13 protein-coding genes and 1 pseudogene are annotated in these 14,417 nt (G+C 38.1%); 5 read left to right on the top strand and 9 right to left on the bottom strand.

Going from position 1 to position 14,417, the window contains the following annotated elements; translation table 11 throughout:
- Window positions 1-7: 7 nt before the first annotated feature.
- Window positions 8-1,315, bottom strand: a complete 1,308-nt coding sequence (locus AC1M9E_RS07750; RefSeq protein ID WP_481608205.1) for a M16 family metallopeptidase — start codon at window positions 1,313-1,315, stop codon at window positions 8-10.
- 252 nt (window positions 1,316-1,567) lie between these two features.
- On the opposite strand from AC1M9E_RS07750, the gene ftsY reads away from it, so the two are divergent.
- The 3 genes from ftsY (at window position 1,568) to AC1M9E_RS07735 (ending at window position 4,234) form a co-directional block, all read left to right on the top strand.
- The gene (gene ftsY / locus AC1M9E_RS07745; RefSeq protein WP_481592289.1) at window positions 1,568-2,647 is read left to right on the top strand and encodes a signal recognition particle-docking protein FtsY; all 1,080 of its coding nucleotides are present in this window, start codon (window positions 1,568-1,570) and stop codon (window positions 2,645-2,647) included.
- A 237-nt stretch (window positions 2,648-2,884) separates the two neighbouring features.
- Window positions 2,885-3,478 (top strand): nitroreductase family protein, encoded by a 594-nt coding sequence (locus AC1M9E_RS07740; protein ID WP_481592290.1) that lies wholly within the window; start codon window positions 2,885-2,887, stop codon window positions 3,476-3,478.
- A 114-nt stretch (window positions 3,479-3,592) separates the two neighbouring features.
- A complete protein-coding gene (locus AC1M9E_RS07735) occupies window positions 3,593-4,234 on the top strand; it encodes a DUF2057 family protein (RefSeq protein ID WP_488224657.1) in 642 nt (213 codons plus the stop codon).
- Window positions 4,235-4,298: 64 nt separating this feature from the next.
- On the opposite strand, the gene AC1M9E_RS07730 is transcribed toward AC1M9E_RS07735, so the two are convergent.
- The 8 genes from AC1M9E_RS07730 to AC1M9E_RS07695 form a co-directional block, all read right to left on the bottom strand.
- Window positions 4,299-4,595 carry a cyd operon YbgE family protein gene (locus AC1M9E_RS07730; RefSeq protein WP_488224656.1) on the bottom strand — a complete coding sequence of 99 codons (297 nt, stop codon included), beginning with the start codon at window positions 4,593-4,595 and terminating at the stop codon, window positions 4,299-4,301.
- A gap of 1 nt (window position 4,596) precedes the next feature.
- Window positions 4,597-4,698 carry a cytochrome bd-I oxidase subunit CydX gene (cydX, locus tag AC1M9E_RS07725; protein ID WP_035266590.1) on the bottom strand — a complete coding sequence of 34 codons (102 nt, stop codon included), beginning with the start codon at window positions 4,696-4,698 and terminating at the stop codon, window positions 4,597-4,599.
- A 26-nt stretch (window positions 4,699-4,724) separates the two neighbouring features.
- On the bottom strand, window positions 4,725-5,870 hold the full coding sequence (cydB, locus tag AC1M9E_RS07720) for a cytochrome d ubiquinol oxidase subunit II (protein ID WP_092768425.1): 1,146 nt from the start codon (window positions 5,868-5,870) through the stop codon (window positions 4,725-4,727).
- Between the two features lies 1 nt (window position 5,871).
- The gene (locus tag AC1M9E_RS07715; protein ID WP_035266593.1) at window positions 5,872-7,452 is read right to left on the bottom strand and encodes a cytochrome ubiquinol oxidase subunit I; all 1,581 of its coding nucleotides are present in this window, start codon (window positions 7,450-7,452) and stop codon (window positions 5,872-5,874) included.
- Entirely contained in the window at window positions 7,452-7,643 is a 192-nt protein-coding gene (cydP, locus tag AC1M9E_RS07710) for a cytochrome oxidase putative small subunit CydP (protein ID WP_481587955.1), read from the bottom strand. Before cydP ends, AC1M9E_RS07715 begins: the two co-directional genes overlap by 1 nt.
- Before the next feature lie 415 nt (window positions 7,644-8,058).
- Window positions 8,059-8,673, bottom strand: coding sequence for an OB-fold-containig protein (locus tag AC1M9E_RS07705; RefSeq protein WP_035266601.1), 615 nt, complete (start codon window positions 8,671-8,673; stop codon window positions 8,059-8,061).
- A 17-nt stretch (window positions 8,674-8,690) separates the two neighbouring features.
- On the bottom strand, window positions 8,691-8,999 hold the full coding sequence (locus AC1M9E_RS07700) for a Rieske (2Fe-2S) protein (RefSeq protein WP_171076765.1): 309 nt from the start codon (window positions 8,997-8,999) through the stop codon (window positions 8,691-8,693).
- Window positions 9,000-9,015: 16 nt separating this feature from the next.
- Window positions 9,016-10,020, bottom strand: coding sequence for an adenosine kinase (locus AC1M9E_RS07695; protein WP_481608191.1), 1,005 nt, complete (start codon window positions 10,018-10,020; stop codon window positions 9,016-9,018).
- Between the two features lie 258 nt (window positions 10,021-10,278).
- On the opposite strand from AC1M9E_RS07695, the gene AC1M9E_RS07690 reads away from it, so the two are divergent.
- A complete protein-coding gene (locus tag AC1M9E_RS07690) occupies window positions 10,279-13,218 on the top strand; it encodes an insulinase family protein (RefSeq protein ID WP_488224655.1) in 2,940 nt (979 codons plus the stop codon).
- 115 nt (window positions 13,219-13,333) lie between these two features.
- A pseudogene (locus AC1M9E_RS07685) lies at window positions 13,334-14,383 on the top strand (phospholipase A); the annotation flags it as partial.
- Between the last annotated feature and the right edge of the window lie 34 nt (window positions 14,384-14,417).

Genomic DNA, 14,417 nt, shown 5'->3' with positions numbered 1-14,417 from the left:
AAAACACCTAGTTATTGTTTTTCTGTTCAGGATAAAGATGTAAAACGCTCAAATTGTCACGATTAAAATAAATATTGGCAATGCGTTGTAAATCATAAGGTGTGACTTTATCGAAGTAATCAGGGAGTTGATCAATCATGCGATAGTCTAGATCATTGATGCTGAGCAAACCAATGAGTCGAGCTTGCCCAATAACATCATCTTGGCTAAACACTAAATTGGAAATGAAATTCGCCTTGACCCGATTGAGTTCTTTTTCATTGACCAATTCTGATTTGAATAAATCTAGTTCCTGCTGTATGCGTTTTTGCGCTTGCTCAAGACTAATACCTTCAGCTGGTATGGCAGAGATTAAAAATAGGCTATCCCCACGATTATATGGATCATAACTCACATTAATTGAAGTCAGAATTCGCTTATCTCGGATCAGTCTCTCTTGTAGACGTGCTGAAATTCCGCCGTCCAATAGATTTTGAATAATGGTTAAAGCGTAGGCATCTTGAGGGTTTTTTGCTGTTTTAATGGAATTGACATTCCAAGCCATAAACAAGTTGGGAACATGTACAGCCTGATATTGCTGCATGAAGCGATATCCAATTCTTGAAAATTCAAGCACATCATTTCGTTCAGGAACTGATTTTTTGGGAATCTTATTAAAATATTTTTTTACATCTCGAATGGTTTGTTCAGGATCTACATCCCCAATAATGACTAATGTTGCATTATTCGGCGCGTACCAAGTTTCGTACCATTGTTTTAAATCGTTCAATTGAATGTTATTCAGATTTTTCATTAAGCCAATCACTGGTTGGCGATAGTGACTGGTCGGGTATGCAATCCATTTAAATCTTTCAAAAGCAAGGTTGCGAGGATTGTCCTCTGTTCGTTGCCGTCGTTCAGCCATTACGACTTTAATTTCGGGTTCGAAATCTTCTTGGCGCAGAACTAAATTTTGCATTCGATCTGCTTCTAACTCTAATGCCAGTGGAAGATATTTTTTAGGATAGAATTGATAGTAATTGGTGTAATTTGTGGATGTGAATGCATTGACACTACCACCGTAAATTCGACTAAGGCGTGTAAATTCATCATTCGGTACTTTTTTAGTGCCTTTGAACATCATATGTTCTAGTACGTGTGAAATGCCGAGTAAATTCCCTGACTCGTCACTACTGCCGACGGCATACCAAATTTGGCTAATTACTACAGGTGCGCGGTGATCTTCTCTAATAATGACTTTTAAACCATTATCCAGTGTTGTTTCGACGGTGTTTCGAGAGAGTTGAGTAGTTTGCTGATTTGCAAATGCCATCATCGGTGCTGATGTAATCGCAGCAATGATGATTGTCTGTTTGAAAATGAGTTGCAGAGAGAATTTGAGCCGGCTGAGAGACACAATTAATCCGAATAATGACTTTAAAATTATTCTTGATGATGTCGTATATTTATTCAAGATTGAACTGTTGCAATTTGGTTGATCGTTTTAAAAGTAATTGCAGATCGTGAATTTAAAGCAATCTATGCTAAACTCCATTCTTTTAATCGCAATGCTTTTCAAGGAATCGGCATGCAAGAACAGCAAAATAAATTCTTGATTGATGCGGATATTGGTGATGACGATGTCACCTTACCGAGCCTCCCGGCCGTTAATGTGCCTATTATCGAAAACAATGAAGTAGAAAAGCTGGAAACGGTGCCGGCCGTTGAAGAAACAAAACCGAAAGGTGGTTTCTTCAGTCGTATGAAAGAAGGCTTATCAAAATCTCGTAAAAATTTAGCTGATGGAATGATGAATATTCTAGTCGGTGGTAAAGAGATTGATGATGAGCTGCTCGAAGAAGTTGAAGAACAATTATTGGTCGCAGATATTGGGGTAGAGGCGACGAAAACAATTATTGCCAATTTGACTGAAAGAACTGCGCGTGGCGATTTGATCTACTCTCATTCTCTCTATAAAGCTCTTCAAGAAGAATTAGTTGCTTTATTAGCACCACGTGTCAAACCGTTACATATCGATCCTAATAAAAATCCCTATGTGATTTTGGTTGTGGGTGTAAATGGTGTAGGTAAGACAACCACAATTGGTAAACTCGCAAAACGATTACAAGGTGAAGGTAAAAAAGTCATGCTCGCGGCAGGCGATACTTTCCGTGCTGCGGCGACTGAACAGCTACAAATTTGGGGTGAACGTAACGATATTCATGTCGTTGCACAAGGTCATGGTGCAGACAGTGCTTCTGTAATTTTTGATGCTTTTGAAAGTGCACGAGCGAAAGGGATCGATGTATTGATTGCAGATACCGCAGGGCGTTTGCATAACAAAGGTCACTTGATGGAAGAGCTCAAAAAAGTAAAACGTGTTATGCAGAAAATTGATGCGACTGCACCGCACGAAGTGATGCTTGTTGTGGATGCTGGCACAGGACAGAACGCGATTAATCAAGTTGAAATATTTGATGAAGCTGTAGGTTTAACGGGTCTTACTATTACCAAATTGGATGGTACTGCAAAGGGTGGTGTGCTATTTAACATTGCGAGCCGCACACATGTGCCAATCCGATTTATTGGTGTAGGTGAAAAGATTGATGATTTGAGACCGTTCTCAGCAAAATCATTTGTCGCTGCATTATTTGATAACGAAAAATAATTATTCTTGGGTTAATTTAAAAAGCTCCTTATACGGAGCTTTTTTTATAAATAATTAAAATTCATAAGGTTAATCAAATATGAGAAAGCCGAATCTTTAGACTCAATACATTAAATACGCAATTTGTTCCAAAAATAGAACACTTTGTTATAAAGATAAGGCTGAAAAGGTTTCGTAATATGAATAAGATAGCATTATCGTTAGCACACAATGAATGTTAAAAATAAGGAATAAGTTATGTCTTTTCTAAATCAAATTAAAAATCGCCGTACCATCTATGCAATTGGTAAGAATGTTTCTTTAGACAATACTCAGATTGAAGAAACCATTAAAGAAGCGGTACGTCAAAGTCCATCGTCATTTAACTCACAGACATCACGTGTTGTAACACTTTTTGGTGAGTCACATGACAAATTTTGGAATATCGTTTTAGAAACGTTACGTAAAATTGTTCCTGCAGAAGCATTTGAGGGAACTCAAAATAAGATCAATAGCTTTAAAGCGGGTCACGCAACTGTATTGTTTTATGAAGATCAAGATACGGTGAAAGGTTTACAAGAGCAATTCCCACTTTATGCTGAGAATTTCCCAATTTGGTCTGAACATTCAACAGCTATTGCTCAATTTGCGGTTTGGACTGCATTGTCAGAAAAAAATATTGGAGCATCATTACAACATTACAATCCAATTGTGGATGAAGAAGTGGCTTCAACATTTGAAATTCCATCTTCTTGGAAACTTCGTGCTCAGCTTGTGCTCGGTTCAATCGAAGCGCCTGCAGGAGATAAAACGTTTATTGATGACGAAATTCGTTTTAAAACTTTTAATTAATCCAAATCATATAAAGGCACTTCGGTGCCTTTTTTTTATGACGAGTTCTGTCATTAAATTGTCATCGCTTGGTAGCATAGTAGTCATATCTAACAATCTAATATTGAGTTATTTATGAAATTAAAAATTGCGTCTGCATTGATATTTACGGGTTTGAGCAGTCAAATTTTTGCAGCGGCGACCTTGGAGGTTCCAGAGGAACTGGTCGTAATTTCAGTGAATAATCAAGAGGTTAAATCAGGACTATTTAAATCAAAAAAACAATACCAAATTGATGCGAATCAACCTTTGGTGAATGTTCGATATAATCAATACTTTGAACTACCTTTAAATAATCATGAGATCGTAAAGTCTGATATTCTTACTTTGAAATTGCCAACCCTAGAGGATAATAGGTCATACAAATTGGATTTAATTCATCCACCACGAGATTTGGACCAAGCAAAAATATTCGCCAAAAATCCTCAATTGGCAATTTATAATCAAAATAATCAACTCATTTCAAATAATCTGATTGTTCAAATGACCTCGCAAAGTTTGCTAGGCGGTACGATCAATCAGATATTGCATAATGATCCACAAGTTAGCCTAATGACCAAGTCAAGTTCACCATCAATAAATACTCAAACAGTGGAACAAGCTGACATTAAAAATACAAATTCAAATACTCATGATGGTCAGACGTTGATTGAAGTATGGAAAAATTCTTCAAAGCAGGAACGTCAAAAATTTATGACTTGGCTTGCAACGCAATAAAACATTTAATATTTCATAAACAGATATAAAAAAGCCCTCATACTCATAGAGGGCTTTTTATAAATTAAGTGAACAGCCAAGTATAGTAACCATAAATCATTAATGGCCATGCTACAAATGGGCTAAATAAATACTTCCATATCCAATAACGTGGTATAAACCCTACGCCATGGATAAAACCACCAGATATTCCAATCATAATCAGCATCATGGCACGGTGACTGTAATTACCACTCGCATCCAACATTAGACTTGGGTGGATGAGTAATATGGTAGCGAGAGGCAATGCCATCAGAAATGAAATGATCATTGCAAATGAGTATTTACGTTTTTCAGAATTTGACATCGCAAGCTCAATCATTTCATTCACCATCTAAGTCTTGATGTTGTTCCATGTAAATGGCTGCAAGTACACTCGCGAAACATGCCATTAACACACCTAGTATCCATGCGAAGTACCACATAATTTTCTCCTAACAGTGATTCGGTTTTAATACAGACTATGCGTGTGGTCTTGAATATGTTTCTTGGTAATCACACCCCACATTTTGTAGTAACACCAAGTGGTGTATGCCAAGATCAGTGGAACAAAAATACATGCAGCAACAGTCATTACTGAAAGCGTCATTTGGCTAGATACTGCATCCCACATCGTCAAGCTAATGTTTGGATGAATACTAGATGGCATCAGGAATGGGAATAGGGCAAAACCAGCAGTGAGAATTGTGCCAATCACAGCGAACGATGTACCCAGAAAACTAAGTCCCGCTTTATTTTTAGACGATGCTAAAACCACAATTATTCCTCCGATAATCGCCATTACCGGTGCCAATATTGTGATTGGATAAATAGAATAATTGTTCATCCAGCCATGATTGGCATTAGTGAGTACTTCTTTAGCAAGTGGATTAGCTACACCATTCGTATCATAAGGTGTTACAAGCGTGTAGCCTTCGATATTGCCGAAATACAACCATGCACCAGCACCGAGAAAACAGATGAGAAAAAGAATACCCATATATCGTGTAGCTTGAGCAGAGCGTGTTCTTAATGCACCTTCAGTGCGTAGCATTAACCATGCACCACCATGCGCAGCAAGCATCGTCAAACTGACCAATCCACAGACCAAGGCAAATGGATTTAAAAGTGCAAAGAAGCTTCCTGTGTAAGTTGAACGAACAGTTTCATCAAGTGTAAAGGGGATGCCAAGGAACATATTGCCAAATGCAACACCAAAAACGAGTGCTGGTACTGCGCCGCCAATACATAAGCCCCAATCCCAAGCATTACGCCATTTAGTATTTTCGAGCTTAGAGCGATAGTCAAAACCAACAGGTCTAAGGAATAAAGCAAATAATACGAGTAACAGCGCCCAGTACATACCCGAGAAAGCTGTTGCATATACCATTGGCCAAGCTGCGAAAAGTGCACCACCCGCCGTAATAAACCAAACTTGGTTTCCATCCCAATGTGGTGCAATGGTGTTGATAGCAGCACGACGCTCTTCATCGTCTTTACCGACGAACGGCATCAGTGCCATAGAGCCCATATCAAATCCATCAGTCAAAGCAAACCCAATAAGGAGGACGCCGACCAATACCCACCAAATGATTTTGAGAAGTTCATATTCAATCATGTTAAATCTCCTCAGTTGACTTATTGGCTGCTGCTAGTTTTTCGAAATGATACTTTCCAGTATGTAAAGAGCTTGGTCCTAGTCTTGAGAACTTGATCATTAAATACATTTCTATGATGAGCAGCACTGTATAGAAAGCAGCGAGTGCTAAAATTGAACCCCATACATCCGCTGAACTAATACTTGATGCAGATAGGTGTGTTGGTAAAACTTCACCAATAGTCCATGGTTGACGACCAACTTCAGCAACGTACCAACCTGTTTGAGCTGCAATCCATGGAAGTGGAAGGGCGATCAGTGCAAACTTGAGCAACCAAGTTTTATTTTCAGCATTACGTTTCATGACGGCATACGTTGCAAGAATGAACAACAAGAGCATTAAGAAACCTGACGCCACCATCGCTCTAAATGCCCAAAATAAACTTGGAACATGAGGGATAGTATCTAAAGCTGCAGATTTAATTTGTTGTTCAGTAGCATCAACCACAGTTGGTGTGTATTTCTTCAACAATAGACCATAACCCAAATCTTTTTGAGTCTCGTCAAATGCAGCTTTGAGTTCTGGTGATTGATCTCCAGCACGAAGTTGTTCAAGCTGTGCATAAGCGACCATACCATTACGGATACGTTGCTCATGTTGTGCGATTAAATCTTTGATCCCTGTGACTTGTTCAGTTGTAGAGCGAGTCGCAATTAAACCCATGACATATGGAATTTTCACAGCATAGTCTGTTGTTTGCGTCTCGGGATTGGGGATACCAAATAATGTGAATGCAGCTGGTGCTGGATGTGTATCCCATTCTGCTTCAATTGCAGCGAGTTTGGTTTTCTGAACATCACCTAATTCATATCCTGATTCATCACCCAGTAAAATTACGGATAATGTCGAAGCAAGACCGAAAATAGCAGCAATGGCAAATGAACGACGGGCAAAGGCCAAATCACGTTTTTTAAGTAGGTAATAACTTGAAATTGCCAATACAAAAATTGCACCAGTCACATAACCCGCAGAAACAGTATGGACAAATTTAACTTGTGCCACTGGGTTAAAGATTAGTGCGGCAAAATCTACCAGTTCCATACGCATGGTTTCATAGTTAAATGCGGCACCGACAGGGTTTTGCATCCAACCATTTGCAACCAAGATCCAAAGTGCTGACATATTAGAGCCTAAAGCCACTAACCATGTCACACATAAATGTTGGACTTTAGAAAGACGTTCCCAGCCGAAAAAGAATAAACCAATAAAAGTAGATTCTAAAAAGAAGGCCATTAATCCTTCGATTGCTAATGGTGCACCAAAAATGTCACCTACATAATGTGAGTAGTAAGCCCAGTTTGTACCAAACTGGAATTCCATCGTTAGTCCAGTGGTTACCCCTAAAGCAAAGTTGATCCCGAATAACTTACCCCAAAACTTGGTCATGTCTCGGTAAATCTCTTTGCCTGTAATGACATAGGTGGTTTCCATGATGGCAAGGATAAATGCCAAACCTAGAGTGAGGGGTACAAATATAAAGTGATACATTGCGGTCATTGCAAATTGAAACCGCGATAGATCGACCACGCTTTCAGAAATCATCAACGTGTCTCCTTCATTTTAAGTTCGCTGCCCGTAATTCGTTCAGCGACTTGATGGTCAAAGTTTTTGGGAATGGTAGGTGCATCAAACCAGATATTTTTAATCACGATAAGAATGATTACTTTGATAATAAGAATCAGAGTAATCTCTTTGATTAAATTTTTATTTAAACTTGAAGGTTTAATCATCATATTTAAATGCATTATTTGAATCTATTTTAATTATTATTATCTTTTTTTTATTTAAAATAAATACTTTATAGTCATAAATATTTTTAATATAAAAAATATAATAAAAACAGTTATTTGTAATTTTTATTTTTAATAAAATTAAATCCTACTAAAATGGTTATATTAAAAAATAAAATAGACTAAAATACTTGGTATTAATGTTTTAATTCCAACCAAAATAATAGGATTATTGTTTTAAAGTTTATTAAATTAGTTGGTTTTAAATCTGATTGAAATGGTTGGTTATAAGAATTTTATTAATTTTTATATAATCGTTGAGTTGGTTGGATTTAAATTTAATAGGCGTCACAAAATACCTTGAATGAACTATTTTCAAATCAAATGCATATAATTGAAGTGGGGTGTTAATAGCTCATTAATGCTGATCAACATTGAAAAGTTGATTTGTTTTTGCAATTTTTTTAGCAATAAAATGAGATCTTTTTGCACGGATCAGGAGGATTTGAGATTGAAATTCAAGTTCCCCAAACTCTGGTTCAACTTGTACATAATGTAATTGACCGAATTCATCGCGAACGCGTGCTTGAGCAGAGAAACCAGGTCGTGCATTACCACTAGAAACAGTTGCTAGTCGACCAAGCAAATTTGAGTGCTCTGATTTGTATTTGGGTTTGATTACTTGATCCAAACAATGAATCATAAATACCGTAAAGAAGATTGCGATAATTAAAGCGGGTAATAAAACATAGTACCAAGCTAGAAAGGTTTTCTGGCTTGCAAATACAATGAGCTGAAGAAAATATCCAGCAAAACTAAAATTGATCAGAAAAAAAACAAGAATGAGAACTTTGGAAAATTTAACTTGAAGCAAAGGAAGGCGAATAAGCCAATAAGGTGTTAATTTTTTTATAAATTGACTAGGTCTTAAGCCAACAAAATAGCCTAAGGTTTCAGCCATGCTGAGCATTAGCAATGCAAACACGCACATATGAAATGGCATTAAATCAATTTCCATTAAAAATGCCAGCATGTCCTTCACCTCATGACTTAAGATTCTAAGTAAATTCCACCATCAGAATGAACTTTAATCTCGACTTTTTCTAAAGATTCACCTTGGCATGGGCCTGAAATGCACACACCAGTTTCTACATCAAATAAAGCACCATGAGTAGAGCATTCAATGAACTCTTGATCACGATCTAAGAATTGATTTTCAAGAAACTCGAGCTCAACTTGTAAATGTGGGCATACATTTTGATACGCATAGAAGCAACCATCTCGTTGCGTAATGAAAATGTTGTCACCATTTTCAGTTTCAAAAGATCGAGATTCTCTTTCAGGAATGTCTTCAGTCATGCAAATTTTATTCATTTTATGCGACTTCTATTTGAAATTCTTTAAGAAGTTTAGCGTAATCAGCTACGTCTAAACGTGGACCAAATTGAGCAACCACTTGGCTTGAGATTAAAATAGCCAATTCAGTCGCTGTTTGTAAATCTTTACCAGCATTTAATGCATATAAAAATGCACCAGAGAAAGCATCACCAGCACCGTTCGTGTCTAAAGCAACAACTTTACGTCCTTTCACTTGAAGTTCAGTTGATTCCGTTGCTACAAGAGCGCCGTCTGCGCCAAGCGTAATAATGACGGTAGAGCTTAATTTTTTAAGTGCAGCAAGAGCATTTTGTAAGCCATCAGTTTGTGTATACATCAATGCTTCTTGTTCATTACAGAATAGAACATCTACACCATCATCTAATAATTCGTCCAAGCCTGTACGCGCATACTGCACCATAGCAGGATCAGAGAGCGTTAACGCAATTTTCACATTATTTGCTTTCGCAATTACACGCGCTTGCTTTACGGCAGCTCGTGCTGTATCACTCGTAGAAAGGTAACCCTCTATATATAACCATTTAGCGGTTTTTAGCGCTTCAAAATCAATTTGTTCATTACTGAGTTCAGCTGTAATACCTAAGAAAGTATGCATGGTACGTTCTGAATCAGGACTGACCAAAACCATGCAAGTCCCAGTTACGCCTTCACTGATCGAACGTTCAGAGGTTTGTATTCCTGCATCATTTAGACCTTTTAAGTACAACGCTCCAAGATCATCATTGCCGACACGGCATCCATAAAACGCTTGACCACCTAAGGCACTAAAAGCCACTGTTGAGTTAGCTGCAGATCCCCCAGAGGCTTGACCTTTATATTCTTGAGAATTTTTTAAGTTTTGAAATAGACGGGCTTGAGTTTCCCCATCTGTAAGCTGCATAGTACCTTTTTGCAAATTTTGCTCTAAAAGAAATTCATCAGATACTTTGAATTCTTGGTCAATGAGGGCATTGCCAATCGCAAAAAGGTCAACTTTAGCCATGTCTAAATTCACATCACGAAAAAAGAAAACGATTTTACACCAATGCGATTGAATTCAGTAGCGTATAGCTTGATTTTCAAGCTTTAACCTACATTTAATCGAAATGAATCATTTAATTCAGATATAGTTTTATTGATTTAGTTTTAATCTGACTATTTTACTCGGAAAATAGTTGGAGTTTGTTGTATAAATGATGAATTGTATTGAACTATCAGTATAATGATCTTTGTTAAAATTTATGTAAATTAAGGAGCACACATGACCGTAGATGTTACTGAAACCATTCAAAACACCGTTCATCCCGCGTTTCAGTTGGTACGTCAACATCATGTAGCCGCACTCGATATATTAGTTTCAGAATACCGTCATAAAGAAACTGACGCTGTGCATTTTCATCTAGCAACTGAACATGATGAAAATGTTTTTTTAGTTGCTTTCCGTACACAACCGATGGATTCAAAAGGCGAAGCACACATTCTTGAGCATACTGCATTATGTGGTTCTGAAAAATTTCCTGTACGTGATCCATTCTTTTTAATGATCCGTCGTTCTCTAAATACGTTTATGAACGCATTTACAGCTGCCGATTGGACAGCTTATCCATTTGCGACACAGAATAAAAAAGATTTCCAAAACTTACTTTCCGTCTATTTGGATGCAGCATTTGCAGCCAATTTAAACCCTTTGGATTTCGCTCAAGAAGGTATCCGAATTGAGTTGGAAAATGGTGAGCCTGTTTACAAGGGTGTGGTTTTTAATGAAATGAAAGGTGCAATGAGTTCACCTTCAGATCAGTTATATCACCAACTTGCTCATCATTTATTCCCTAAAACGACTTACCACTATAATTCAGGTGGTGATCCTAAGGATATTCCTGATTTAACTTACGAAGAGTTAGTCAGTTTCTATAAGTCACATTATCATCCAAGTAACGCTATTTTCATGACTTTTGGTAATCAATCTGCCTATGAGTTACAAGAGCAGTTTGAAACTTTAGCGTTATCTAAGTTTAAGAAAGGTCAAACCTTATATTCGACACCAGAACAGCGTCTAGAAGCACCTATTGAGGTGACAGAGACTTACGCGGTAGATGCTAAAGATTTGAAAGATAAAACCTACCATGTACTGGCATGGTTACTTCCTGAATCTAGTGATATTCAACTTCGTTTAGGCTTACGTTTGGCTGAAGGGATCTTATTGGAAGATTCTGCTTCACCATTACGTCACTATTTAGAAACGTGTGGTTATGCTCAATCTACAGGACCAATTTTAGGTCTTGATGATTCTAACTATGAAATGACTTTCTACTGTGGTATTCAAGGTTCAAATCCTGAACATGCAGAAACATTCAAAAACGGTGTGTTGAATGTGCTGAACGAGGTTGCCTCGAAGCCTGTAGATCAGTCATTGGTTGATGCGATTTTGCATCAAATTGAATTACACCAACGAGAAATTGGTGGAGATGGCACGCCTTATGGTCTAAGCCTCATCCTCAATGGTTTAAGCAGTGCAATTCATCATAATGATCCAATACATGTTTGGGACGTAGATTCGACCATTGAGCAAGTGAAAGAGCAGTTGAAAGACCCGATGTGGTTGCCTAATCTGATTAAGACCCATTTGATTGATAATCCGCATCGTGTACAGATGACGCTTGTACCAGATGCGAATAAGTCGAAATTAGAGGCTGAAGCAGAAAAACACCGTTTAGCTGATATAGGCGCACGCTTAACAGATGATGAAAAAGCGGAAATTGTACGCCAGACTGAAGCATTAAATGAAAGACAGGCAACTCCTGATAACTTAGATTTATTGCCGAAAGTTGGTTTAGAAGATATTCCTGCCGAACTTCCAGTCGTTCAAGGTCAATTGAGAGAAATCAATTCTAATAACTTAGATACACCCTTGAACTTATACCATGCTGGTACTAACGGAATTTATTATCAACAAGTGATTATTCAAATTCCTGATCAAGTCGTGAAATCACCTTACTTTAACTTACTCTCCGTGCTCATGGGGGAGGTTGGTGCAGGTCAATATAATTATTTAGAATTACAGCAATTACAAACAGCGGTAAGTGGTGGCCTTGGTATGGGGGCATCTCTACGTAGTAAAGTTGATGATAAAGGTAAAATTAGCGCATTTTTAACGCTGACAACCAAATCGCTTGCCCACAAACTAGATACGATTCAATTGTTAAAACTGGCATTTGAGAAACTGCGTTTTGATGAAAAGGACCGTATTATTGAACTTTTACAACAGCGTAAGACGCGTTGGGCATCCCGTTTGTCTGGTTCTGGACATAGCTATGCCATGCAGATTGCTTCTCGTAATATGAGTGCATTGGCATTACGTGATTATAATAATACCGGCTTAGGTGCGCTTAATTGGCTGAGCGAGCTTGTGCAAAGCATTGAAACAGATGAACAAGCATATGCGAACCTCATTCAAGAGTTGCAAAATATTCACCGTTTGTTGTTACTCGCGCCTAAACAGTTCCTACTGGTCTGTGAAGAGCAACAGTCTGAACGTTTAATTGAAGAAATTCAAAATGTTTGGGATAAACTTGAAGTGAAGCGTGGGCCAGTGCATCTTGCTGAAGTTAATTTTGAACAAACGCAAAATGACGAAGCATGGCTGATTCAATCCAATGTCCAATTCTGTGCTTCTGCTTATCCAGCAGTTGAAGTTTCTCATCCGGATGCAGCACCGTTAATGGTGCTTGCGGCTTATCTACGAAATGGTTTCCTACACAGTGCAATCCGTGAAAAAGGAGGCGCTTATGGTGGTGGTGCAAGCTATGATGGCAATGCTTGTGCATTTAGATTCTATAGTTATCGTGATCCACGTTTAGCAGAAACTTTCCAAGATTTTGAAGCAAGTATTGATTGGTTATTGAATACTGAACAAAAACCACACCAACTTGAAGAGGCGATTCTGGGTCTTGTATCGAGCATGGATAAGCCAGGTTCTCCAGCAGGTGAAGCAATTACTGCATGTTATGCATTATTGCATGGACGCACGCCTCAATTCAGAAAAACTTTACGAGAGCGTTTGCTCAATGTAACGTTAGATGATCTAAAGCGTGTAGCAGAAACGTATTTAGTGAATCAAAAACCAACGAAGGCTGTTGTAGCACCAATGGCTAAAAAAGAGCAACTTGCAGAACTTGGGTTTTCAATAAAACAAGTGAATTAAAATTAAAAATGGGGCTTAGCCAATGCGAAATAGAATAAAACGTTCACCAATATGGTTGGGTGTGTCGTCGTTTATGTGTTTGCCTATACAGACAGTTTGGGCAACAGATGTGGTACCAGCGAATCCAGCGTCACCACAAGCGTGCGTTGCACTTGATTCAAATGCAGAGCGTTTAGCCTGTTATGATGCATTGTTCAAAGCCCCTGAACGTGAGCAACCTGCTTATGTTTCTGAGCGTCAGGCTGCGCGTGAAATACCAGTACCGCAGGTTGAACCACAGGATTTAAAGTCTAAAATCGAACATAAAGTTGAAAACTTGTTTTCGGTGGAAGGTCCTGTAATTACACCGAATTCATCGTTGCTTGATAAACGATGGGAATTGGCTGAAGACAGTAAATTAGGTACATGGAATATACGCGCACATCAACCTGTATATTTACTTCCTGCATTTTGGACGTCTGATAAGAACGAATTTCCATCGAGCCCAAATCCTCAAAATACCGTAGAAGATGATCAAAATTTAAAGTCTTTAGAGTCTAAGTTTCAAATTTCACTCAAAACCAAAGCTGTTGAAAACTTAATCGGGAATAATGGCGATATTTGGTTGGGTTATACCCAGTCCTCTCGTTGGCAGGTTTACAACTCTGAAGAATCACGACCATTTCGTGAAACGAATTATGAACCTGAAGCAAGTATTGTGTTTAGAACCAACTATGAATTTTTAGGTTTAAATGGTCGCTTACTCGGTTTAACGCTGAATCATCAATCAAATGGACGTTCGGATCCTTTATCACGTAGTTGGAACCGTGTGATGCTGAACTTAGGATTTGAGCGTGATAATTTCGCTATGATGATTCGACCTTGGTATCGAATCGAAGAAGATTTCAATGATGATAACAATCCTGACATTAAAAACTATATTGGTCGTGGTGATTTAACGACTTTTTACCGTTGGAATGATCATGATTTTAGTTTGATGTTAAGACATTCACTTAAGGGTGGGGATGATTCTCGAGGAGCTGTTCAATTTGATTGGGCATTTCCAATCAGTGGCAAACTTAGAGGTCATTTTCAATTATTCGATGGGTATGGTGAGAGTTTGATTGATTATAATCATCGTGCTACCTATGCGGGTATTGGCGTCTCTTTAATGAATGCTTTCTAAATAAAAAAACCACGCTTAGGCGTGGTTTTTTTAG

It is taken from the genome of Acinetobacter sp. 24-47-47 (assembly GCF_057737035.1).
This window is presented reverse-complemented; position numbering and strand designations above follow the sequence as displayed.

Coding starts and splice junctions, on each gene's coding strand:
- AC1M9E_RS07750 (WP_481608205.1), bottom strand. CDS start 1,315: ATGATGGCATTTGCAAATCAGCAAACTACTCAACTCTCTCGAAACACC.
- ftsY (WP_481592289.1), top strand. CDS start 1,568: ATGCAAGAACAGCAAAATAAATTCTTGATTGATGCGGATATTGGTGAT.
- AC1M9E_RS07740 (WP_481592290.1), top strand. CDS start 2,885: ATGTCTTTTCTAAATCAAATTAAAAATCGCCGTACCATCTATGCAATT.
- AC1M9E_RS07735 (WP_488224657.1), top strand. CDS start 3,593: ATGAAATTAAAAATTGCGTCTGCATTGATATTTACGGGTTTGAGCAGT.
- AC1M9E_RS07730 (WP_488224656.1), bottom strand. CDS start 4,595: ATGATTGAGCTTGCGATGTCAAATTCTGAAAAACGTAAATACTCATTT.
- cydX (WP_035266590.1), bottom strand. CDS start 4,698: ATGTGGTACTTCGCATGGATACTAGGTGTGTTAATGGCATGTTTCGCG.
- cydB (WP_092768425.1), bottom strand. CDS start 5,870: ATGATTGAATATGAACTTCTCAAAATCATTTGGTGGGTATTGGTCGGC.
- AC1M9E_RS07715 (WP_035266593.1), bottom strand. CDS start 7,452: ATGATTTCTGAAAGCGTGGTCGATCTATCGCGGTTTCAATTTGCAATG.
- cydP (WP_481587955.1), bottom strand. CDS start 7,643: ATGATGATTAAACCTTCAAGTTTAAATAAAAATTTAATCAAAGAGATT.
- AC1M9E_RS07705 (WP_035266601.1), bottom strand. CDS start 8,673: ATGCTGGCATTTTTAATGGAAATTGATTTAATGCCATTTCATATGTGC.
- AC1M9E_RS07700 (WP_171076765.1), bottom strand. CDS start 8,999: ATGACTGAAGACATTCCTGAAAGAGAATCTCGATCTTTTGAAACTGAA.
- AC1M9E_RS07695 (WP_481608191.1), bottom strand. CDS start 10,020: ATGGCTAAAGTTGACCTTTTTGCGATTGGCAATGCCCTCATTGACCAA.
- AC1M9E_RS07690 (WP_488224655.1), top strand. CDS start 10,279: ATGACCGTAGATGTTACTGAAACCATTCAAAACACCGTTCATCCCGCG.